General features: G+C 64.8%; 30 protein-coding genes. 3 read left to right on the forward strand and 27 right to left on the reverse strand.

Translation table 11 applies throughout. The features are described from left to right. Window positions 1-909, forward strand: coding sequence for a metallophosphoesterase family protein (locus HALXA_RS01530; protein WP_013878540.1), 909 nt, complete (start codon window positions 1-3; stop codon window positions 907-909). Between the two features lie 34 nt (window positions 910-943). Here HALXA_RS01530 and HALXA_RS01535 read toward each other — a convergent pair whose 3' ends face one another. Together HALXA_RS01535 and HALXA_RS01540 are read right to left on the reverse strand one after the other, a co-directional pair. Further along, window positions 944-1,288, reverse strand: a complete 345-nt coding sequence (locus HALXA_RS01535) for a hypothetical protein (RefSeq protein ID WP_013878541.1) — start codon at window positions 1,286-1,288, stop codon at window positions 944-946. A gap of 147 nt (window positions 1,289-1,435) precedes the next feature. After that, window positions 1,436-1,699: a hypothetical protein gene (locus HALXA_RS01540; RefSeq protein WP_013878542.1), complete on the reverse strand. Its 264-nt coding sequence runs from the start codon at window positions 1,697-1,699 to the stop codon at window positions 1,436-1,438. A 350-nt stretch (window positions 1,700-2,049) separates the two neighbouring features. On the opposite strand from HALXA_RS01540, the gene HALXA_RS01545 reads away from it, so the two are divergent. Beyond that, window positions 2,050-2,394, forward strand: a complete 345-nt coding sequence (locus HALXA_RS01545; protein ID WP_013878543.1) for a hypothetical protein — start codon at window positions 2,050-2,052, stop codon at window positions 2,392-2,394. Continuing rightward, window positions 2,387-2,719: a hypothetical protein gene (locus tag HALXA_RS01550; protein WP_013878544.1), complete on the forward strand. Its 333-nt coding sequence runs from the start codon at window positions 2,387-2,389 to the stop codon at window positions 2,717-2,719. The genes HALXA_RS01545 and HALXA_RS01550 overlap by 8 nt, the downstream gene beginning before the upstream one ends. A 116-nt stretch (window positions 2,720-2,835) precedes the next feature. Here HALXA_RS01550 and secY read toward each other — a convergent pair whose 3' ends face one another. Genes secY through HALXA_RS01675 form a run of 25 tightly spaced genes read right to left on the reverse strand, consistent with a single transcriptional unit; the run spans window position 2,836 to window position 17,429 of the window. After that, window positions 2,836-4,299, reverse strand: a complete 1,464-nt coding sequence (gene secY / locus HALXA_RS01555) for a preprotein translocase subunit SecY (protein ID WP_013878545.1) — start codon at window positions 4,297-4,299, stop codon at window positions 2,836-2,838. Window positions 4,300-4,301: 2 nt separating this feature from the next. Next, window positions 4,302-4,814: an uL15m family ribosomal protein gene (locus HALXA_RS01560; protein ID WP_013878546.1), complete on the reverse strand. Its 513-nt coding sequence runs from the start codon at window positions 4,812-4,814 to the stop codon at window positions 4,302-4,304. 2 nt (window positions 4,815-4,816) lie between these two features. Continuing rightward, window positions 4,817-5,284 carry a 50S ribosomal protein L30 gene (locus HALXA_RS01565; protein ID WP_013878547.1) on the reverse strand — a complete coding sequence of 156 codons (468 nt, stop codon included), beginning with the start codon at window positions 5,282-5,284 and terminating at the stop codon, window positions 4,817-4,819. Further along, window positions 5,284-5,955 carry a 30S ribosomal protein S5 gene (locus tag HALXA_RS01570; RefSeq protein WP_013878548.1) on the reverse strand — a complete coding sequence of 224 codons (672 nt, stop codon included), beginning with the start codon at window positions 5,953-5,955 and terminating at the stop codon, window positions 5,284-5,286. The genes HALXA_RS01565 and HALXA_RS01570 overlap by 1 nt, the downstream gene beginning before the upstream one ends. Further along, the gene (locus tag HALXA_RS01575) at window positions 5,952-6,500 is read right to left on the reverse strand and encodes a 50S ribosomal protein L18 (RefSeq protein WP_013878549.1); all 549 of its coding nucleotides are present in this window, start codon (window positions 6,498-6,500) and stop codon (window positions 5,952-5,954) included. The genes HALXA_RS01570 and HALXA_RS01575 overlap by 4 nt, the downstream gene beginning before the upstream one ends. Then, window positions 6,500-6,949, reverse strand: a complete 450-nt coding sequence (locus HALXA_RS01580; protein WP_013878550.1) for a 50S ribosomal protein L19e — start codon at window positions 6,947-6,949, stop codon at window positions 6,500-6,502. Before HALXA_RS01580 ends, HALXA_RS01575 begins: the two co-directional genes overlap by 1 nt. Beyond that, window positions 6,942-7,661 carry a 50S ribosomal protein L32e gene (locus HALXA_RS01585; protein ID WP_013878551.1) on the reverse strand — a complete coding sequence of 240 codons (720 nt, stop codon included), beginning with the start codon at window positions 7,659-7,661 and terminating at the stop codon, window positions 6,942-6,944. Before HALXA_RS01585 ends, HALXA_RS01580 begins: the two co-directional genes overlap by 8 nt. 3 nt (window positions 7,662-7,664) lie before the next feature. Continuing rightward, on the reverse strand, window positions 7,665-8,198 hold the full coding sequence (locus tag HALXA_RS01590) for a 50S ribosomal protein L6 (RefSeq protein ID WP_013878552.1): 534 nt from the start codon (window positions 8,196-8,198) through the stop codon (window positions 7,665-7,667). Window positions 8,199-8,200: 2 nt separating this feature from the next. Further along, window positions 8,201-8,593 carry a 30S ribosomal protein S8 gene (locus HALXA_RS01595; protein ID WP_013878553.1) on the reverse strand — a complete coding sequence of 131 codons (393 nt, stop codon included), beginning with the start codon at window positions 8,591-8,593 and terminating at the stop codon, window positions 8,201-8,203. 1 nt (window position 8,594) lies between these two features. Continuing rightward, window positions 8,595-8,801 carry a 30S ribosomal protein S14 gene (locus HALXA_RS01600; protein WP_013878554.1) on the reverse strand — a complete coding sequence of 69 codons (207 nt, stop codon included), beginning with the start codon at window positions 8,799-8,801 and terminating at the stop codon, window positions 8,595-8,597. Next, on the reverse strand, window positions 8,794-9,336 hold the full coding sequence (locus HALXA_RS01605; RefSeq protein WP_013878555.1) for a 50S ribosomal protein L5: 543 nt from the start codon (window positions 9,334-9,336) through the stop codon (window positions 8,794-8,796). The genes HALXA_RS01600 and HALXA_RS01605 overlap by 8 nt, the downstream gene beginning before the upstream one ends. After that, window positions 9,333-10,034 (reverse strand): 30S ribosomal protein S4e, encoded by a 702-nt coding sequence (locus HALXA_RS01610; RefSeq protein WP_013878556.1) that lies wholly within the window; start codon window positions 10,032-10,034, stop codon window positions 9,333-9,335. Before HALXA_RS01610 ends, HALXA_RS01605 begins: the two co-directional genes overlap by 4 nt. Beyond that, entirely contained in the window at window positions 10,031-10,402 is a 372-nt protein-coding gene (gene rplX / locus HALXA_RS01615) for a 50S ribosomal protein L24 (protein ID WP_013878557.1), read from the reverse strand. Before rplX ends, HALXA_RS01610 begins: the two co-directional genes overlap by 4 nt. Window position 10,403: 1 nt before the next feature. After that, complete coding sequence (locus HALXA_RS01620) at window positions 10,404-10,802, reverse strand: 50S ribosomal protein L14 (protein ID WP_013878558.1); 399 nt, start codon at window positions 10,800-10,802, stop codon at window positions 10,404-10,406. Next, a complete protein-coding gene (locus HALXA_RS01625) occupies window positions 10,802-11,236 on the reverse strand; it encodes a 30S ribosomal protein S17 (RefSeq protein WP_013878559.1) in 435 nt (144 codons plus the stop codon). The genes HALXA_RS01620 and HALXA_RS01625 overlap by 1 nt, the downstream gene beginning before the upstream one ends. Then, on the reverse strand, window positions 11,221-11,682 hold the full coding sequence (locus HALXA_RS01630; protein ID WP_013878560.1) for a ribonuclease P protein component 1: 462 nt from the start codon (window positions 11,680-11,682) through the stop codon (window positions 11,221-11,223). The genes HALXA_RS01625 and HALXA_RS01630 overlap by 16 nt, the downstream gene beginning before the upstream one ends. 8 nt (window positions 11,683-11,690) lie before the next feature. After that, on the reverse strand, window positions 11,691-11,912 hold the full coding sequence (rpmC, locus tag HALXA_RS01635; protein WP_013878561.1) for a 50S ribosomal protein L29: 222 nt from the start codon (window positions 11,910-11,912) through the stop codon (window positions 11,691-11,693). Further along, window positions 11,912-12,874 (reverse strand): 30S ribosomal protein S3, encoded by a 963-nt coding sequence (locus HALXA_RS01640; RefSeq protein WP_013878562.1) that lies wholly within the window; start codon window positions 12,872-12,874, stop codon window positions 11,912-11,914. The genes rpmC and HALXA_RS01640 overlap by 1 nt, the downstream gene beginning before the upstream one ends. Beyond that, the gene (locus HALXA_RS01645; protein WP_013878563.1) at window positions 12,874-13,365 is read right to left on the reverse strand and encodes a 50S ribosomal protein L22; all 492 of its coding nucleotides are present in this window, start codon (window positions 13,363-13,365) and stop codon (window positions 12,874-12,876) included. Before HALXA_RS01645 ends, HALXA_RS01640 begins: the two co-directional genes overlap by 1 nt. A gap of 7 nt (window positions 13,366-13,372) precedes the next feature. Then, window positions 13,373-13,798, reverse strand: a complete 426-nt coding sequence (locus HALXA_RS01650; protein WP_013878564.1) for a 30S ribosomal protein S19 — start codon at window positions 13,796-13,798, stop codon at window positions 13,373-13,375. Further along, window positions 13,795-14,517 (reverse strand): 50S ribosomal protein L2, encoded by a 723-nt coding sequence (locus HALXA_RS01655; protein WP_013878565.1) that lies wholly within the window; start codon window positions 14,515-14,517, stop codon window positions 13,795-13,797. The genes HALXA_RS01650 and HALXA_RS01655 overlap by 4 nt, the downstream gene beginning before the upstream one ends. 2 nt (window positions 14,518-14,519) lie before the next feature. Continuing rightward, on the reverse strand, window positions 14,520-14,774 hold the full coding sequence (locus tag HALXA_RS01660; RefSeq protein WP_013878566.1) for a 50S ribosomal protein L23: 255 nt from the start codon (window positions 14,772-14,774) through the stop codon (window positions 14,520-14,522). After that, window positions 14,771-15,523, reverse strand: a complete 753-nt coding sequence (gene rpl4p / locus HALXA_RS01665) for a 50S ribosomal protein L4 (protein ID WP_013878567.1) — start codon at window positions 15,521-15,523, stop codon at window positions 14,771-14,773. The genes HALXA_RS01660 and rpl4p overlap by 4 nt, the downstream gene beginning before the upstream one ends. Before the next feature lie 3 nt (window positions 15,524-15,526). Beyond that, window positions 15,527-16,546, reverse strand: coding sequence for a 50S ribosomal protein L3 (locus HALXA_RS01670; protein ID WP_013878568.1), 1,020 nt, complete (start codon window positions 16,544-16,546; stop codon window positions 15,527-15,529). 4 nt (window positions 16,547-16,550) lie between these two features. After that, complete coding sequence (locus HALXA_RS01675) at window positions 16,551-17,429, reverse strand: putative RNA uridine N3 methyltransferase (protein WP_013878569.1); 879 nt, start codon at window positions 17,427-17,429, stop codon at window positions 16,551-16,553. Window positions 17,430-17,504: the final 75 nt, after the last annotated feature.

The following is a 17,504-nucleotide window of genomic DNA, read 5'->3' on the forward strand; positions in this document are numbered from 1 at the left end:
ATGGAGGGCCAGCGCCTGCTCGTGATGGGTGACAATCATGGTGACACGGAGTCGCTTGAAACGGTGGTCGAAGAAACCGAGGGCGCCGAGTTTGACTACATCGTTCACACGGGGGACATCACGGACGCGCACCGGCGCGGTGTCGGAACCGCGGCCGACCAGCTTCGAGAACTCGAGCCCCTGTTCGCGGATCTAGCCGAGCGCGGCGAGTTGGTCTACATCTACGGCAACCGGGATAGCGAGCGCGGCGGCGACAAGCACGTCACCGAACGGTACGAGTTGTCTCCCGGTACCCGACTCCCAAAAGGTGGTGCCGTCAAGGTCGCCGGTCAGCGGTTTACGGCCGATCCCGACGATGTCGGCGACGACGACGTGCTGGTCACGCACGGCCAGCTCCCGGAGCCCTTCTACTCGTTCGACGGTCGAGCATACTTCTGCGGGCACACGCACCGTGGCTGGCATCGAGGCCGGGCGCTCAACTCCGCCCATTTGAAGAAGGTGCGGAAGGGGTACTTGGGAGCCTACTTCATCGTCGAACTGGATGGGGATGGCCTGCAGGTCGAATGCCGGGGAATCGACGAGTCGTGGACGGCGATCGAGTGCCCCGACCACAGCTGGTACAGGACGCAGTTCCAGCCCGAGAAGTTCGGCTGCCGCCTCTGCAAGTTCGGGTCAGCGGAGGCGCTTCGAGAGGTGGCGTGGACGGCGTACGCGTCTCACGTCGACGAGCCGGGCGAGGACGCAATCGACGCGACCGACCTCGTGTCCGGCGTCCTTGCGCTCCTTGACGGTGCGGACGACGCCGAGGAGCAGTTCCGCGCGTACCTTGATACCCTCTTGAAGCAGCCCGGCCCGCACGACCCGCTCCAGCCATCCGACGGTAACCCGACGACACTCGTCCCACGGTGAACGGGCTGCCGTAGATGTGGTGCTTCGAGAGTCGCTATGCTCGGTGCCACCGCCACGCGATCGAGAGGGCCCCAACGCCCGTCACGCCCGAGACCAGCATCGAGAGGCTGAGGAACCCGAACAGGTCAGGCGCGACGAACCGGAAGAAGAAGGCGAGGTCACTGACCATCGCGTAGTCCATCACGAGGAGGAGGAGCCCGTACCCCGCAGCCTGTAAGAACTGGACGGGGCGGACAACTCCCAGATGGACGAGTCCGGCCAGCAGGAGAAGCCCTCCGAGGATCGCGGTCGTCAGCACTCGAACGCCGTGAACGAAGGCCGCAGACTTGTTGTGGCGGTAGTCCCCCACCGCCTTCCGGAGAAAAATCGAGAGGCTCACGTACAGCCTCAATCTCGTCTAGTTGATAATCTGCTTTACGGTGGTTGCAGTATATCGAGGAGGGGTCGAAGGCGACCGATATACCGGGACGCGGGGGACTTCATCTACTCGGCGGTCAGAAATGAGCTGTCCCGCGCGGACTGACGACTATACCTCGTCAAGGAGGACGGGGTCGCGCTCGATCACGCCGAGGTCGACCAGCCGGCGGTGGAGTTGGCGCTCTTCCTCGGTGATCGGGCCGTCGGTGTAGGTGCCTTGCTTGCGGTACTCCTCTTTCGCCTCTTGCTGGAGCTTCTCGGCAGTCGCTCGGGCCACGAACTCGTCGACGGTATCGAACTGGTCGTGGTCGGCGATCTGTTCCTCGATGAGGTCGCGGAACTCCTGTGGGAGTTCGATGGATGCTGTCGGCATCGCGATGGGCCCCGCAGCTGCGGACATCCTAATAATCACCGATAGTTGATGTCTCTCGACCCTTCCTGCCCCCTTGGTTCCGATGAAAAGCTGATCGTAGTGTCCTTGATGGTAGAGAAGTCCAAATACTGGGTCTAAAAGCGCCGATTCCCGGATTGCTCTACTTGAGTCGCGGACGCATCGAAGCGGACGGCGTGGGACGTAGTGTTCGCCTTGCAGCACTTCCCCGGCGAGGATTGAGCGCGCCTGTCAGCGAGCGGGTCACGCTGTTCCGAGGGGGATAAATGCTGGTACGGCAGGGTTGCAGACCCACGCAACCCTTTATCCGCGCGCAGCGGGGTTCGCTAAGAATGCAGATGATGACGGCAACCATCAACGACGACCACATCGACGAGCGAATCGAGAACCCGCAGCCCAAGCACCTGCTCCGCCTCCGAGAAGGCAACATCGTCCGCGCCCAGACGGAGAGTCACAGCGTCATTGGGTACGTGACCGAAGAAGGAGAGTTGGAGGAGTGGAGTGATGGCGAGACCTCCATCGGCGTCGAGATCTACGTTCCTGTTGAGGGAGAGGATCGGTTCGGTACGCTGATCTATTACAACGACTCGCATGGCGAGGGCTTGGTGCTGGACATCCTCCGGAGCGACGTCGACTGCGAGGATTTGCAGTTGCTTGAGGTGGTCAGCGATGAGTGACGTGGCGGAAGTCTTCATCGCGGACACGAGTAATGAGGCGCGGACGACTAGCGAGATCGTCGATCTGATGCAGGAACTCGAGGAGGGTGACTCGGTGCGTGTCGTGTCTGAGACACAGGACGTGCTGGCTCGTGTGGACGCCAACGTCGACGCGTGGCGAGACTGGGAGGACGACCTGATTATCGAGGTGCCGTTGAAGGTCTACGGTGACTCGCGGCTGGAACATCGGCGGGACTACTTGGCGTGGATCGGGTTCGGGCCGGTTGACTTCGGTGTGCCGGGGCGGGCAGAGCGGGAGCGCGTGGATGAACTCCACGTGATGTAGGGCGGGTTCGCGGTTCGGTCTTGTTCTCGGACGAATGCTTCTGCTAAGGAGTTATTGACGTTCGCAAAGAAGGATGCCGGCAGAAGTTTCGATTCGTCGGCTGTTTAAACGATTTTTTAATCTTTTCCAAACATCTGGCGCATCATCGGGTGCATCTCCATCATCTGCTCTTCGGCGATCTCCTCGTAGAGCTTGTAGGTGATGGAGACGGCCAGCAGCAGGCCGGTTCCGGTAACGGACCCGATGGTGCCGAGCATGTTCGCCCAGACGGCCAGCAGGCCGACCAGTGCGCCACCGATGACGGTCACCTGCGGGATATACCGCTCCATGACCTTCTCGATGACGCCGACGTTCTGTCGGAAGCCGGGGATCTGCATCCCGGAGTTCTGGATCTGCTGGGCGGTGGCTTCGGGACCCATGTCCGTCGTTTCGACCCAGAAGACGGCGAAGATCGCGCCGCCGACGATCATGAAGGTGAGGTCGACGGAGATGCGGATCAGCACCTGCCACGCTTCCTGGGTGACGGCACCGGTCCACCACATCCAATCCTGAGGCCTGTAGATCGGCGCGAGGTAGTAGAAGAACCCGCCGACCGCTTCCCCCTCGGTGTACTGACCCAGCGCAGAGGGCATTCCGGCCCACTGGCTGTTCAGGATCTGGCCAAGCATCTGGATGTTCGCCTGCAGCGCGCGGACGAGGATCATCGGCAGGACGCTCGCGTAGATGAGCTTCACCGGGAAGCGACCGCGAGCACCCTTCACGCGGGCGTGACTGAGCGGGATCTCGACCCGCACGGACTCCGCGTAGACGACGATGCCGAAGATCAGCAGCGTCGTCAGCAGCGGGATGATCATCCCGCCGTCGGTCATCAGCAGCGTGGAGAGCCCGTCGGTGGAAACGACGGATCCGACCTCCATCTGCCCCGTGAGGATCATGTACCAGTTGTAGAAGAACCCGCCCTGTGCGGGCTGGATGAACCCGGCCACGAGTCGCTGGCTCACGCCGGCGATAATGAACAGGCCGATCCCGCTCCCGACGCCCCACTTGCTAACGACCTCGTCCATGTAGAGGAGGAGGACACCGCCAGCGAAGATCTGCAGGAACATCAGCAGCTGGACCTGCGTTTGACCGAACTGGAGGCCACCGATCGACAGCGACTGCTGGGCTGGCAGGAAGCCGCTGGCGAACACCATCGGAAGCCCAGTGAGTGCCACCATCACGACGACGAGCACCTTCTGGAGGCCCTGGTAGAGAACCTGATCCCGGGGGTCGTTGGTGTCGAGACCGAGCAGGTTCGCACCGCCGAGCAACTGCAAGACGATGCTCGCCGTGACGATCGGTCCGATACCGACCTGCAGGATCGAACCCTGCGACCCAGCGAGGATCGCACGGAACTGGCCGAAGAGGTCGTTCGCGCCGCCGGATTGCATCCCGAGCAGCGAGATGTTCGTCAGGAAGAAGTACAACACGAGAATGCCGGCCGTCCACGCCAGCTTCCGCTTGAAGGGAACGTGCCCCTCCGGACGCTGGACGGCGGGCATCCGCGTTAAGACCGGTTCAGCGGCTTCCTTCCATCCCATCGTTAGTCCTCGCTCTGTTCGGTTTCGTCGGCGGCGTCCGTCTCCGCCTCGGATTCAGCGTCCGCTCGTTCCTGCGCTCGTTCCGAGAGGACCGCGTCGCCGCCGGCGTCTGCGAGCTTCTCCTCGGCCGCGTCCGAGAAGGCGTCGGCCGTGACCTCGAGGGCGTTGCGGACCTGGCCGGAGCCAAGGACCTTCACGGTGTCGACCTCGTGGCCGTCCTCGACGACGTCGCGTGCGTCGATCGCGTAGCCGTCGTCGGTTTCCTCGGCGACGCCCTCGGCTGCGTAGAGGATGGCGTCCTCGTCGAGCTTCTGGACGTCGATCTCCGCGACCTCTTCGCGGATGTCCTGGGGTCGCTTGAAGCCGTGCTTGCCCTTCGGCTCGTAGTTGTGGAACTCGTGCTTGCTGCGCCCGGCGCGGCCGCGACCGCCGCGGTGGCCCGCACCGCGTCGGTTCTTGTGGGAGCCACCGCTGTGCGTTCGTGACCCGCGTTGGCGTCGTTTTTTACTCGTCATGGTTATCGCATCGATTCTAACAGGTCGTTGATTTCGTCCGTTGTATGCTTTCCGAGTTGGCCGCCCTCGGCGGTCGGCTTCTTGATGCCGGCGTGACCCCCGCGGGGCGGGTGCAGACGAAGCGTCGGGGACAGCCCCTGCTCGCGCAGCGTCGTCTCCTCGGCGAGCAGCGCCTCGGCCAGCGACTCGAAGTCGCCGTACTCGGTGTTCTCGTCGACCCACTCGGCGTCGACGTCGGACTGGTCGCCCTCGAGAGGCTCCGCGCGCTTTGCGAGCACGGCTGCGAGCACCTCGGCGCTCGGTTCGCCGTGCGCGACGTAGTCGTTGACCTTGTTGACCATTCCCGTGTAGGTGTCGGTCTCGGGGACGAGCGCGCAGTGGTTGACGCTGTGGATGTTCAGCATCTCCAGGGTATCCTGGACGGTTTGCTGGCGGTTCACCTCACCGCGAACCTGAACGACTGCCTTCATTACTCAGTCACCTCGGCTTCGTCTCGCTCTCGGTCGGTCGAACCAGAGCGACGTCGCGGGTGACGCGACTGCGATGCGTTCTCCAGCGCGTTGAACGTCGCCTTCGCCAGGTTGACCGTGGTCCGAGTGTTGCCGTGGCTCTTGGTCCAAGCGTTCTCGATGCCGGCCAGGTCGAGCACCGCGTGGACGGTGTCGCTGGCGGCCAGGCCCAACCCTTCGGGGGCGGGGATGACCTCGACCTCGACGGAGCCGGCCTTGCCCGTCGTGCGTCGGGTCAGGGAGTGGGGCCGGTCCGAGCGGTCCTCCCAGGAACCGGAGCCGCGGGGGACCTCGATCATGTTCAGCTTCGCGATACCGATCGCCTTCTGGATGGCGGACCCGACCTGGTCGTCTCGGCCTTCCGCGTAGCCGACGTAGCCGTCGCGGTTGCCGACGGCGACGACGCAGCGGAACTTGACGCGTCGTCCGGAGTCGGTCATCCGCTGGACCATGTTGATGTCCAGCACTTCGTCGTCCAGTCCGGGGAGGAGCTGGTCGACGATCTCGGGCTCCTTCAGCGGGAGGCCCGAGTTGAGGGCGTCCTCCATTGTGTCGATTTCGCCCTCCTGAACCATCCGGCCGAGACGGGTGACGGGTTCCCAGCCGCCGTCGTTGTAGTCGTTTGCGCTCATTCTAGGATCGCCTCTCGTACGTCGTCGAAGTGTTCAGGAAGTTCGGTCGCGTCGAACTCGCCGTTGTACAGCGGCTCGTCGAGCTGCTCGGCGTACTCGGCGATGTGCTCGCCGCGCGTGCGCGACCAGTCCGCGAGGACCTCGTCGTTGTGCGGAATCTCGAGACCCGCGTCGATCGCGCCTTCCTGAACCGCGAACACCTTGTTACCGGGCGTCGCGGTGTTGAGACCGATATCGAGGACCGCTTCCTCGACGCCGGCCTCGACGGCGCGCTGGCCGGCCAGCAGGCCGGTCAGGTACGCCGCGGAAATGTTACTCGTGGGGGCTTCCCAACCGTACTCCTCGAGGTCGCTCGAGTGTGCGCTCGCGAGCGTCTCGTCTCCCTGAGGTCCGGGAGTGATCAGCTGCGCCGTGGTGTGCTTGTTGCTCTTTCGAGCGACGAGTCGGGGCTTACCCGACTTCAGCAGGCGCAACCTCTGGTGGTAGTCCGTCCGGACCTCACGGCGACGCCGCATCGGCACTTTGTATCGTGGTCCTGTCGCCATTATTGGTCACCGTAGTTGTCGTCGATGTAGTTCAACAGGTACCGGACGCTGCGGAACTCGCCGCCGCCAGCCTTCTTGTAGAGCTCGCGGTACTGCGTGGGCGTCAGCTCGCCCTTGTCGCGGAGTTCGCGCAGCTTCCGTCGCTGTGCGCGGATCTTGCTTTCCCACTCTTCCTTCTCGTTCTGGCGTGCGCCCTTCTTGCCGCGGCGCTTGCCCGGGCCCTTCTGGTGGCCGTAGGAGCGCTTCGCGTTGCGCTCGCGGGCGCGGCCGCGGGAGTTGCCCTTGGCGTCTTCGGCCTGAATACGACCCTCCTCGACGAGTTCGCGGATCTCGTCGCGGGTGATCGCTTCGGCGATGTCGCCCTGGGCGTCGGGGTCGAGCCAGATGCGGTTCTCACCGACGTCTAAGACGTCGGCGGCCAGTCGCTTCTGTGCGGAGAGATCAGTCATTGGCTTCCACCTCGACTTCTTCGTAGGTCGGGTTCAGGACGCGAATGTCCTCGTCCTCGGCCACTTCCTCGATCCGTTCGCGCTTGCGCGCGCCGACCGAGGAGGCGATGCGAACCGCTTCGCGGTCGCCGTCGACACCCTCGAGGTCGTCGACGTTCTCGACGTAGACCTCTTCGAAGCCGCTCGGGTGCTTTCCGCGAACGGCTTCGGGCGTGCGGAAGCCGGCCTGGACCTTCGGGCCCTTGCCCTTGATGCCCTTGCGCTGCTTGGACAGCTGGCCGCGGGGGCGGCGCCACGATTCGGGCGTCCGCTTTTTCATGTGGTAGTCCTGCCGCTTGAACTGCGGCTTGCCCTCGCTCTTCCGACGCTCGAGGAGTCGCTCCTCGTCCTCGGAGAGTTCGGGGGTCTTCTCGGTCAGCCCGCGGGCGCGAAGCTCCGTCTCGACGTCTTCCTCGGACTCCTCCGCTTCTTCGGCGCCCTCGTCTTCGATCTCGGCTTCGGTCTCTTCGGTGACCTCGAGGTCGCCGACGTCGGCCTTGATACGGGCCGCGAGCGCGTTACCGATGCCCTCGGCTTCGGCCAGGTCGTCCTGGTCGGCTTCCTTGACGTCCTCGATGGACTCGAAGCCGGCCTCGCGAAGGGCGTCGGCCTTGCTCGCGCCAACACCGCTGATGTCCTCGAGTTCCTGTGGTTCGTCGTCTTCGGCTGCCATCTATCAGGCACCTCCTTTGGCGGGTTTGTTGGTGATGTAGACCCCGTCCTGGAAGACGCGGGTGTCCTTGCCGCTGACGCGGGTCAGCTGCTCGATGTCGGCCGCCGTCTGCCCGACGTCTTCCTTGTCGGGACCGGAGAGGACGAGCTGCTCGTCGTCGACGGTAACCTCGGTATCACCGTGGATAGTCGTACGTCGCGGTGCCTTTTCGCCGAGGAAGTTCTCGATGACGACGTCGTCGCCCTCCACGCGGACCTGCATCGGGAAGTGGGAGTAGAAGACTTCCATCTCGTACTCCCAGCCCTCGGTCACGCCGTGGAAGGCGTTGGTGATGTGGCTCTCGAAGGTGCCGACGGTCGCGTTCGTCTTCGCGTCCTCGGACTCGCTTTCGATCACCACGCTGTCGTCGTCCACGTCGACGCTCACGTCGGGGTACCAGAGGCGGCGGGTAACGCTGCCTTCCGGTCCGTCGACGGTCACGTCGAGGTGGTCGATCTCGACGGTTACGTTGTCAGGGATTTCCAGTTCGACTCGCATTGTTAGTAGACGTATGCGATCACCTGGCCCCCGATGCCCTGCTCACGAGCCTCGTAGTGGCTCATGATGCCGCTGCTCGTCGTGACGACGAGCGCGCCGAAGTCCCGAGCGGGGAGGAATCGCTTCTCCCACTTCTCGAACTCGTCGGCGCCGGCGCTGTAGCGGGGCTTGACGGGGCCGCACTCGTTGATCGCTCCTTTCAGTTCGACCTCGAACTGACCGGCTTTGCCGTCGTCGACGTACTCGAAGCCGTCGATGTACCCGCGGTCGTAGAAGACCTCGAGTACGCTGCCGATCTCGTTCGAGGCGGGCGTTACCTCGTGGGTCAGATGGCCCACGCTTTCGGCGTTGTCGATGCCCGAAAGCGCGTTGCTGAGTGGATCGTTCCCAGTCATGTTATCGATACTTCTTGAAGCCCATGTCACGAGCGATCTCGCGGAAGCACTGTCGACAGAGGTTGATGTCGTACTTCCCGACGAGACCCTGCTTGCGACCGCAGCGCTGACAGGCTTCTTCCTGCCCCGTGCGCTTGGCCGCGTGCTCGCCCGTGCTGAGGGCGTCGGTTTCGGTTTCAGTTTCGGCTTCGGTTTCGCTTTCACTCATCTGCGGATCCCTCCACGGTGACGTCGAAGGTCGACTCGAGGAACGCGACGGCGTCCTCGGGGTTCAGTCGGTGTTTCGACGGGATCGGGCGCGTCGCCTTGTCGCGCTTGGAGACGCGGTAGCCCGGACGCACCAAGTTGACAGTGACGTCCAGTCCGAAGATCCCGACGTTCGGATCGTACTCCTGGCTCGGGAAGTCGGTGTGCTCCTCGATCCCGAAGCTGAAGTTACCCGTGTCGTCGAACTGGCTGGCCGAGAGGTCGGCCAGCGGGAGGGCCGTCTCGAGGAACTCGTGGGCGTCCTCGCCGCGAAGGGTGACCTTCGCGCCGATCGGATCGCCCTGGCGAATGCCGAAGTCGGGTTCGGTCTTTTTCGCCTGGGTCCGGACGCTCTCTTGCTCGGTGACCTCCTCGATGATGTCCTCGGCTTTGCCGAGTTCGCGACCGCCCTGACCGACGCCCATGTGGACGACGACCTTCTCGACGCGCGGCTCGCGCATCTCGTGGAAGTCGGCTTCCGAGTCGGCCTCGCTCATTCGTCATCACCCGTGAAGTTCTCGTCGATCACGACGACGTACTCCTCGATGGTCTCGAACCCGCCGTCTTCCGTGTCGACGGTGACGGTGTTCGAGCCGCTGCCGGGAGTGACGTCGATCGTCTCGACTTCGCCGATCTTGCCGCCGTGGTTGCCGCGGATGGCGGTGACGAGCGCACCCTCCTCGTAGGGGAAGTGCGCGACGACCGACTTGTCGTCGTTGTCGATGACGATCGAGTCGTTGCTGCTGTACTCGGCGCCGTCCTCGACGAGGACGTTCGTCCCGTCGTGCAGCGTCAGCTGCGTGTCGCCGCCGGGCACCTGCTGCTTGTTGTCGATCTTGCCGAGGCGGCTCTCCGCGGCCTCGGCGTCGATCTCGGTCAGCGCGAGCCGACCGCCTTCGTCGGGGAAGACGCGGTAGTACTCCTCGCGGCCGGGGAACGCGATGATGTCGAAGATACCGATCGGACGCTGTTCGTCGTTGATCGGCTGCCCGTTGACGAGGATCGCGTCCTCGGAGAGGGCGTATCGCGCTTCCTTCGTCGAGTCGACGTAGCCGAGCACGTCCCGCAGCAGGACGACGAGCGGGACGCCCTCCTCACCGTGGGGGCCGGCGCCGGCCTTGACGGTGAAGGTGTCGGTCTTGCGCTCGACCGGCCAGGTCTTCGGGACCGAAAGTCGTTTCTGGTGTTTCGTCATTCGTTATCACCTTCCGATTCGTCGCCCTCGAGGCGCGCCTCGCGGCGCTCGTCCTCGAGGTCGAGCTCCGTGATCCGGACGTTCGACGGGTCCAGCGGCCGGGGCACTTCTTCGCCGTCGGCCGTCTCGACCGTCACGTCCTCGACGTGAATGACGCCGTCCTCGAGGATCGCTTTGAGAACCTCGCCTTCTTCGCCGGCGTGGTCCCCGCGCATGACCTCGACCGTGTCGCCCGCGTTGACGCGGGTGCGACGGGTATCGTACTCCTCGCGGAGGTCGTCGGACAGCGTCGCGTGGAGCTGCTTCTGCCGCTTGTGCAGCGGCGCTCGCTCCGTCTGCGTTCGCTGTTTGTGTGGTTGCTTGCTCATGTTAGACGATCATCGTCGCGGTGGAGGCGATCGCGCCGAACCGTTCGGCGACTTCGCGAGCGATCGGGCCCTTGATCTCCGTGCCGCGGGGTTCCTCGTTCTCGTCGATGATGACCGCTGCGTTGTCCTCGAACTTCAGCCGCGTCCCGTCCGGCCGGCGGATCGACTTCCGCTGGCGGACGATGACGGCCTCGAGGACCTGGCGGCGCATCTCGGGGGTACCCTTGGTCACGGAGACCGTGACCTTGTCACCGAGACCCGCCTTCGGCTGGCGGTTCTTGGTGCCGTGGTAGCCCGCGACGCTGATGACTTTCAGCTCGCGTGCGCCGGTGTTGTCGGCGCACGTGACCAGCGAGCCCTTCTTGAGCCCCTGGGTCACGTCGGCTTTCATCGCTTCCATTATTCCTCACCCTCCTCGTCGGTCGCGAAGTCCTCGGCCGACAGCTCCGGCTCGGGTTCGGCCTGGCCGGTGAGGTCGGCGACGTCCTCCGCGGTTGCCTCTTCGGTTACTTCGACGACCACGTGCGATTTGGTCTTCGACAGTGGTCGGGTCTCTGCGATCTTGACCGTGTCACCGACCGAGAGCGGCTCGAGCACGCCCGGCACGTGGGCCGGGATGCGCGAGCGACGCTTCATGTACCGGTTATACTTCGGTACAGCCACGTCGTACTCTCGCTCGACGACCACGGTCTTCTCCATGTCCGTCGACACGACGGTCCCCTCGAGGACTTGGCCTCGAACGGAGAGCTCGCCGTAGAACGGACACTTCTCGTAGTCGTATTCCTCCGGGTTTTCTGGTTCCGGAGGGGTTTCAACGTCTAGTCCAATTGCCATGGTGAATCACCATTCGTTTCCGTGCGTCGGGCGGGTCGTGAGAGCAATCGCGATCCATCGACCGTAACGTAGGCCGCGCCCTCGCCAGCTGCGCGGCGGTCCCCTTCGGGATCGCCGCGATGGCTGTCGGTATCGCCGGCAGCCCGGTCCTCCTCGCCGTTTCCGGCGGCAGAGGGTTGAGTGTCGGCCAGTTTGGACGCGGTCCCCGACCCCTTGGCGGAGTCGGCGGCGTCATCTGTGATCGCGAACTCGAACGTCGAGCCCGATTTCGGCACCGTGATAACCCGAGACTCGCCGTCGTTTCGAATCTCAATGGACAACGTCTTCGTCGTCTCGATTACGACACGACCGGCTATCCCGACCCGCGAGTCGTCGGTACTCTCGACGACGCGGACCGGGAGTCCGTTGAGTTCGTGTCGCGGCAGGGTCTCGGGTGTCAGTGCCATGTGTATCGTTAGTCGTCCGCTTCGTCCTCGAGGTCGCCTTCCTCGCGCTGGACCGTCTTGATCCGCGCGATGGTGCGACGCAGCTCGCCGATGCGGCCCGGGTTCTCCGGGGCGCCACCGGCGGCGAGGACGGACTTCGAGTTCAGCAGTTCGGTCTCGAGTTCCTCGAGTTCCTCCTGCCGTTCGGCAGGGGTCATGTCGCGGATCTCTTCGACGTGCAGGATCGCCATCAGGCGTCACCTCCCTCGTCTTCCTCGTCGCCTTCGTCGGATTCGGATTCCATCTCCTCGACGAGTTCTTCGGCTTCGGCTTCGACGTCTTCCTCGAGTTCGTCGAGTTCTTCCTCGACGTCCTCGTCGCCTTCGGGGACGTCGACCTCTTCGAACTCCTCGTCGGCGTCGGCGTCGACTTCCTCTTCGATGACTTCCTCGACGACCTCTTCGTCGACCTCGGCCTCGTCGGACGGGGCCTCGGGTTCGGACGCCTCGGTTTCGGCGGCCTCGGCGTCGGCCTCCTCGGGTTCGCCTTCGAGGAGTTCCTCGACGCCTTCGGCCTCGTTGGCCTCGACGGCCTCGGGGACGAGTTCCTCGGGGTCGACGTCCTCGCTGACTTCGAAGTCGTCGGGCAGTTCGGCGCCCGGCGGGATGATCTTGACCGTAACGCCGATCGTCCCGAGCTTCATGACGGCCGTCGCCTGGCCCTCGTCGACGATCTCCTCGGCGGGTTCGCCGTTGTGCTTGATGTAGCCGCGGTTGAACTTCTCGACGCGCGAGCGGGCGCCCGTGACCTTCCCGGAGAGGACGATCTCGGCGCCGAGCGCGCCGGCTTCCATGATCCGGTCGATCGTCGTGTGACCGGCCTTGCGGAAGTACCAACCGCGCTCGAGTGCGTTGGCCAGCCGGTCGGCCACGATCCGTGCGTTGAGGTCGGGTTCGTCGACCTCCTGCACGTCGACCTGCGGGTCCTCGAGGTTGAACTTCTCCTCGAGCGCGGTCGTGACCTTCCGGATGTTCTCGCCGCCCTTACCGATGACCATCCCGGGCTTCTCGGCCTTGAGGACGATCTGGGTGCCCATCGGCGTCTTGGCGACCTCCATGCCACCGTAGCCTGCGCGGCCGAGTTCTTCCTGGAAGAACTCGTCTATCTGGGACCGCTGCAGGCCGTTCTCGATGAATTGTTGTTCGTCAGCCATTAGTTATCACCCTCGTCGGAGTCGTCCTCGTCTGCGTCGGGTTCGGCGACGACGATTTCGACGTCGACCTGCGGCGTGTTCCACGAGGACGCACGCCCCATCGCGCGGGGCTTGCGACCGACCGATTCGCCGACCTTGTGGGCGGCGACGTGGACGATCTCCATCGACTCGCCGTCGAAGCCCTGGTGGTCGGCGTTGGCCGCGACGTTCTCGAGGAGGTCGAGGAACTCGCCGGAGACCTTCTCGGGGTACTTGCCGGCGTCCCAGCCCTCGAGATCGGATCGGTGGCCGGCACCGGCGTTGTGCGACTTGAAGGGCACCGACTGCTTCTGGTCGATGACGTCCTGCAGGTAGTCCTGCGCGTCGCCGACGGTTCGGCCCTTGAGCTCGCGGGCGACCTCCTTGCTGTGCTTGTGGCTCATGTGACGCTCCCGGAGCATCGCTTTCGCGGTCTCGTCCGGGTCCGCGTCGACTGAGTAGTTGATTCCCATGCGTAGATCACTTCAGTGGGACGAACTTCGACGATCGAGTCGCGCCGATGCCCGCCTGTCCGTGTTCGACGGACGTGCGGGTCAGCTGGAACTCCCCGAGGTAGTGTCCGACCATCTCGGGTTCGATGCGGACGCGCTCGAAGGACTGGCCGTTGTAGACCTCGAAGGTCAGTCCGACGAACTCCGGCAGGATCGGCATATCCCGCAGGTGCGTCCGGATCGGCGCGTTCGCCGTCTCTTCTTCGCCTTTGTCGCGGGCCTCCTCGAGAAGCTTCTGCTTCTCGACGGAGAGTCCGCGCTTGATACTTCGCCGCTGGCGTGCGGGCAGCAGTTCCGCGACTTCCTCGAGCTCCATGTCCTGCAGCTCGTCGAGCGTGTGACCGCGGTAGGTGAACTCCTCACCTTCGCGGCCGGTTCGGTACTCCTGGCTCATTTGTTCCCACCTCGGCCGGTACGGCGCGAGGAAATGTCACCGACCTTCCGTCCCGGCGGGGCGTCCCGCGAGACGGACTTCGGTTTCCCGGGGTGCTGTCGGCCGCCGCCACCGAACGGGTGGTCGACGGCGTTCATCGCGACACCGCGGACGCGGGGCCACTTGGTCCCGCGCGCTTTCATCTTGTGGTGCTTGTTCCCTGCCTTGACCATCGGCTTCTCCGTGCGGCCGCCGCCGGCGACGACGCCGATGGTGGCGCGACACTGCGGATCGAGGCGCTTGACCTCGCCGCTGGGAAGCTGGATGACCGCAGCGTTGCGGTCGTGGGTGATCAGGTCTGCGTTGACGCCGGAGGCGCGAGCGAACTTGCCGCCGTCGCCCTGATTGGCCTCGACGTTACAGACGGGGACCCCTTCCGGAATCTCCGCGAGCGGGAGCGTGTTGCCCGGCTTGATCTCCGCCGAGACGCCGACCTGAATCTCCTCGCCGACGCTGATGCCTTCCGGGACGAGGATGAGGCGCTGGTCGCCGTCCTCGAACTCGACGGCCGCGACCGGCGCCGAGCGGGCGGGGTCGTGTTCGATGTCCACGACCGTGCCGCGGACGACGTCGTCGTCCTCCTCGTTCTTGTGATCGAGCTTTGCCTTGTACCGGTGCGACGGGGCGCGGAACGTGGAGGTACCGCGACCGCGTCGCTGTCCGAGGATGCGTCGTCCCATCGTCAGAACACCCCGATTCGCGAGGCGACTTCTTGGGCGTCGTCGTCCTCGGACAGACGAACTGTCGCTTTCTTCTTCCCTTTCATCGTTACCTGGGTGTTGACGTTGTCGACGGAGACGTCGAAGCGCTCCTCGACGACATCGCGAATCTCGGGCTTGGTGGCGTCGGGGTTGACGACGAACTGGAGCTTGTTCTCGAAGTCCATGTCGTTCATCGCCTTCTCCGTCACGAGCGGGTGTTCGATGATCGAACTCATCGGTCGGCCACCTCCTCGAGAGCGCTTTCGGTCCAGACGGTCAGTCGACCCGGCTGTGCACCGGGCGCGAGATCCTCTGCGTTGACCTCCGCAGCGGTCGTCACGTCGGCTCCGGCGAGGTTCCGGGCCGCGCGGGACGGGCCGGACTCGCTCGAGGTGACGAACAGGATCGACTTGGGCGTCTTGTACTTGCGTCCGCGGGTCTTCCCCCGACCCGAGCGGATGCTGCGGCCCTCGTCGGCGCGTTCGATGTCGTCGGCGAGTCCGGCGGCCTCGAGGAAGGAAACGACTTCCTTCGTCTTCACGAGGTCTTCGAACTCGTCGTCGACGACGACCGGAATTTCGGCGTCGTCGTCGAACTCGTGGCCGCGCTCGGCGACGAGCTCGTCGTCGGTCGTCGCGGCGATCGCGCTGCGGACGGCCAGTTTCTTCTCTTTCGTGTTGATCGATTCAGTCCAGTCCTTCTCGGCCTTCGGCGGGTGGGCCTTGCGTCCCTTGACGGTCTGGGGAACGCGGCGACCGCGTCCGTCCTGTCGCGGGACGTGGGCCATCCCTCGGCCGCTGCCGAACGATTCGGCCGGCGTGCGGAGGCCGGCGAACTCGTCGGCACCGTAGTCCTGTTTCCGGTTTGCCTGGGCGGCTCGCACGGCGCGGGCGATCAGGTCCGGGCGGTAGTTGGTCTCGAAGACCGCCGGGAGCTCGACCGAACCCGCGTCGGCGCCGTCCAGGTCGCGTACTGTTGCTTCCATATGTTATCCCTGGTTGGATGCGGTGGAGACGTAGCGTACCTCGGGATCGAGGCGCGGCTGGTCTCCGGGTCGGATCGCCGGGCGGAAGCGCACGAGGCGCTGTTCCGGCCCGGGGAGCGAGCCCTTGATTAGCGCGTGCGGCCCGTCGACTTCACCGTAGTTGATGAAGCCGCCGTCGACCGTCGCGTCTGCACCGTCGCCGATGTCGACGAGGCGCTTGTTCAGTTCCGTCCGCTGGTGGTAGCCGGTCTGGCCCTGTTGGGGGACCGTCGACCGGACGCGGGACGGATTCCAGGGACCGAGGTTCCCGATGCGGCGGCGCCAGCCCTGCCGGGCGTGCTTGCCCTTGCGTTTCTGGACGCCCCAGCGCTTGACGGGGCCCTGAGTCCCTTTCCCTTTCGTGACTCCGCTCGCGTCGACGTACTCGCCGGCGCGGAACACGTCGTTCATGACGTGCTCGCCACCGTCCTCGAGCAGTTCGAGGGCGAAGTCGACGCGCTCCTCGACGGCCCCGCCGCCGACGCGCGTCTCCATCACGTCCGGCTTCTTCTTGGGGACCGAGGGAATCTCGGTCGGAACCGTGTGCGTGATGACGCGAACGTCGTCGACGCGGCCCTCCTCGAGGAGGCCGCGGAGTTCGTCTTCGGCGGCGTCGGGATCGTAGTCGTCACCGGGGAGGTCGAGGACGCGATCGAGTTCGGAAACGAACTCGTCGGTCCAGACCTCGGTGACGGGCTGCTTCCCGTACGCCGTATCTTCGTACGCTCGCAGGGCGACGGCGCGCATGGGCGGCGTCTCCACGATCGTCACGGGGACGGTCTGTTCCATCCCCTCGGTCGGCGAATTCGACTGGTCGTCGACCATGACGACGTGGGTCATGCCGGCCTTGTAGCCCGCGAAACCCTGGAGCGTCGGCTGTCCTTCGTCGTCCGGCCACGAGTTGAAGCGCGGCACCTCCGAGGAGGCGCGCTTCCGTGGACCGAACCCGAGTGAGCCTTTGCGTGGTGCGTTTGATTGTGGCATTCTATCACTCTCGTAGTGAGAGGGGCGCGAGGGTGGCGAACAGAGCTTCCTCCGTTCGCACGACCTCGCTTCCCTGATCCGGAACCGTGTTGAGCCAGAGGTCGAACCCTGGTCCTGGATCGGCTGTGGGTTCGACGTTGCCGTCGTCCGCGTCGCCGCCGTATGCGGCAGCGACGTCGGACGCCTCGATTCCGAGGATGGCCGGCAGCCCTCTCTCGGGCGCTCCGAAGGCGACGGTCAAACCGTCGCGATCGATGCGTCCGGCCAGCGTCTCGAGCCGCCCGACGGTGAGCCGTTCACCGTGTCGAGAGGCGGCGATGCGGACGCCAGCGTCCTCACGGCTGAGTGCTGCCGATAGGTCCGTTTGCTCGACGGAAAGCCCCGGAAGGGGTTCGTCGACGAGCTTCGCCCGGACCGGTCGTCGCGAAGAGATCCTGACGGTCACGCGCTCCCCCTCGTCGACCTCCATATCCGGAGGCGTGTTGAGGGAGATCGGGTGTTGCAGTCCGCAATTGACCCGGACGCGCCCTTCAGGTCCGACCTCGGTCACGATCCCTTGTCTTAACGACCCCGAATCGTTCGATTCGGAGCCGGTCTGTGACACCGCGCGCAGCGGCGGCAAGACGCCGGCGTACTCTAGTTCGTCCCGCATCCCCCACGCCTCGTTTCGGAGGTAGGGGGGCGTTGCGGCGTACCGCAGGACGGTGCTGACGAACCCGCCGTCGAATCGCCCCGTTTCGCCGTCCCGATCGGGATAGACGACGAGGCGATCGGCCCGGAAGATCGTCGCCGCGCGGGCGACGTATCCGAGTTTGCGAGTGGCCTCGCGTTTGTCCTCGGCTTCCCGGGTGAGCGACGACGGCACGAGTACGCTGACGGTCATGCCGAGACGCTTCGGCGCCGCGTCACTAGACTGTAGCGATGTATTGCGGATAGGGTCTTAAAAGAATAGCGGATT

Origin of the sequence: Halopiger xanaduensis SH-6, assembly GCF_000217715.1 — an archaeon.
Taxonomy (GTDB): domain Archaea; phylum Halobacteriota; class Halobacteria; order Halobacteriales; family Natrialbaceae; genus Halopiger; species Halopiger xanaduensis.

Bases quoted from the DNA above. Each gene is read 5' to 3' on its own strand.
- HALXA_RS01530 (WP_013878540.1), top strand. From the start codon at position 1: ATGGAGGGCCAGCGCCTGCTCGTGATGGGTGACAATCATGGTGACACG.
- HALXA_RS01540 (WP_013878542.1), bottom strand. From the start codon at position 1,699: ATGCCGACAGCATCCATCGAACTCCCACAGGAGTTCCGCGACCTCATC.
- HALXA_RS01545 (WP_013878543.1), top strand. From the start codon at position 2,050: ATGCAGATGATGACGGCAACCATCAACGACGACCACATCGACGAGCGA.
- HALXA_RS01550 (WP_013878544.1), top strand. From the start codon at position 2,387: ATGAGTGACGTGGCGGAAGTCTTCATCGCGGACACGAGTAATGAGGCG.
- secY (WP_013878545.1), bottom strand. From the start codon at position 4,299: ATGGGATGGAAGGAAGCCGCTGAACCGGTCTTAACGCGGATGCCCGCC.
- HALXA_RS01560 (WP_013878546.1), bottom strand. From the start codon at position 4,814: ATGACGAGTAAAAAACGACGCCAACGCGGGTCACGAACGCACAGCGGT.
- HALXA_RS01565 (WP_013878547.1), bottom strand. From the start codon at position 5,284: ATGAAGGCAGTCGTTCAGGTTCGCGGTGAGGTGAACCGCCAGCAAACC.
- HALXA_RS01570 (WP_013878548.1), bottom strand. From the start codon at position 5,955: ATGAGCGCAAACGACTACAACGACGGCGGCTGGGAACCCGTCACCCGT.
- HALXA_RS01575 (WP_013878549.1), bottom strand. From the start codon at position 6,500: ATGGCGACAGGACCACGATACAAAGTGCCGATGCGGCGTCGCCGTGAG.
- HALXA_RS01580 (WP_013878550.1), bottom strand. From the start codon at position 6,949: ATGACTGATCTCTCCGCACAGAAGCGACTGGCCGCCGACGTCTTAGAC.
- HALXA_RS01585 (WP_013878551.1), bottom strand. From the start codon at position 7,661: ATGGCAGCCGAAGACGACGAACCACAGGAACTCGAGGACATCAGCGGT.
- HALXA_RS01590 (WP_013878552.1), bottom strand. From the start codon at position 8,198: ATGCGAGTCGAACTGGAAATCCCTGACAACGTAACCGTCGAGATCGAC.
- HALXA_RS01595 (WP_013878553.1), bottom strand. From the start codon at position 8,593: ATGACTGGGAACGATCCACTCAGCAACGCGCTTTCGGGCATCGACAAC.
- HALXA_RS01600 (WP_013878554.1), bottom strand. From the start codon at position 8,801: ATGAGTGAAAGCGAAACCGAAGCCGAAACTGAAACCGAAACCGACGCC.
- HALXA_RS01605 (WP_013878555.1), bottom strand. From the start codon at position 9,336: ATGAGCGAGGCCGACTCGGAAGCCGACTTCCACGAGATGCGCGAGCCG.
- HALXA_RS01610 (WP_013878556.1), bottom strand. From the start codon at position 10,034: ATGACGAAACACCAGAAACGACTTTCGGTCCCGAAGACCTGGCCGGTC.
- rplX (WP_013878557.1), bottom strand. From the start codon at position 10,402: ATGAGCAAGCAACCACACAAACAGCGAACGCAGACGGAGCGAGCGCCG.
- HALXA_RS01620 (WP_013878558.1), bottom strand. From the start codon at position 10,802: ATGGAAGCGATGAAAGCCGACGTGACCCAGGGGCTCAAGAAGGGCTCG.
- HALXA_RS01625 (WP_013878559.1), bottom strand. From the start codon at position 11,236: ATGGCAATTGGACTAGACGTTGAAACCCCTCCGGAACCAGAAAACCCG.
- HALXA_RS01630 (WP_013878560.1), bottom strand. From the start codon at position 11,682: ATGGCACTGACACCCGAGACCCTGCCGCGACACGAACTCAACGGACTC.
- rpmC (WP_013878561.1), bottom strand. From the start codon at position 11,912: ATGGCGATCCTGCACGTCGAAGAGATCCGCGACATGACCCCTGCCGAA.
- HALXA_RS01640 (WP_013878562.1), bottom strand. From the start codon at position 12,874: ATGGCTGACGAACAACAATTCATCGAGAACGGCCTGCAGCGGTCCCAG.
- HALXA_RS01645 (WP_013878563.1), bottom strand. From the start codon at position 13,365: ATGGGAATCAACTACTCAGTCGACGCGGACCCGGACGAGACCGCGAAA.
- HALXA_RS01650 (WP_013878564.1), bottom strand. From the start codon at position 13,798: ATGAGCCAGGAGTACCGAACCGGCCGCGAAGGTGAGGAGTTCACCTAC.
- HALXA_RS01655 (WP_013878565.1), bottom strand. From the start codon at position 14,517: ATGGGACGACGCATCCTCGGACAGCGACGCGGTCGCGGTACCTCCACG.
- HALXA_RS01660 (WP_013878566.1), bottom strand. From the start codon at position 14,774: ATGAGTTCGATCATCGAACACCCGCTCGTGACGGAGAAGGCGATGAAC.
- rpl4p (WP_013878567.1), bottom strand. From the start codon at position 15,523: ATGGAAGCAACAGTACGCGACCTGGACGGCGCCGACGCGGGTTCGGTC.
- HALXA_RS01670 (WP_013878568.1), bottom strand. From the start codon at position 16,546: ATGCCACAATCAAACGCACCACGCAAAGGCTCACTCGGGTTCGGTCCA.
- HALXA_RS01675 (WP_013878569.1), bottom strand. From the start codon at position 17,429: ATGACCGTCAGCGTACTCGTGCCGTCGTCGCTCACCCGGGAAGCCGAG.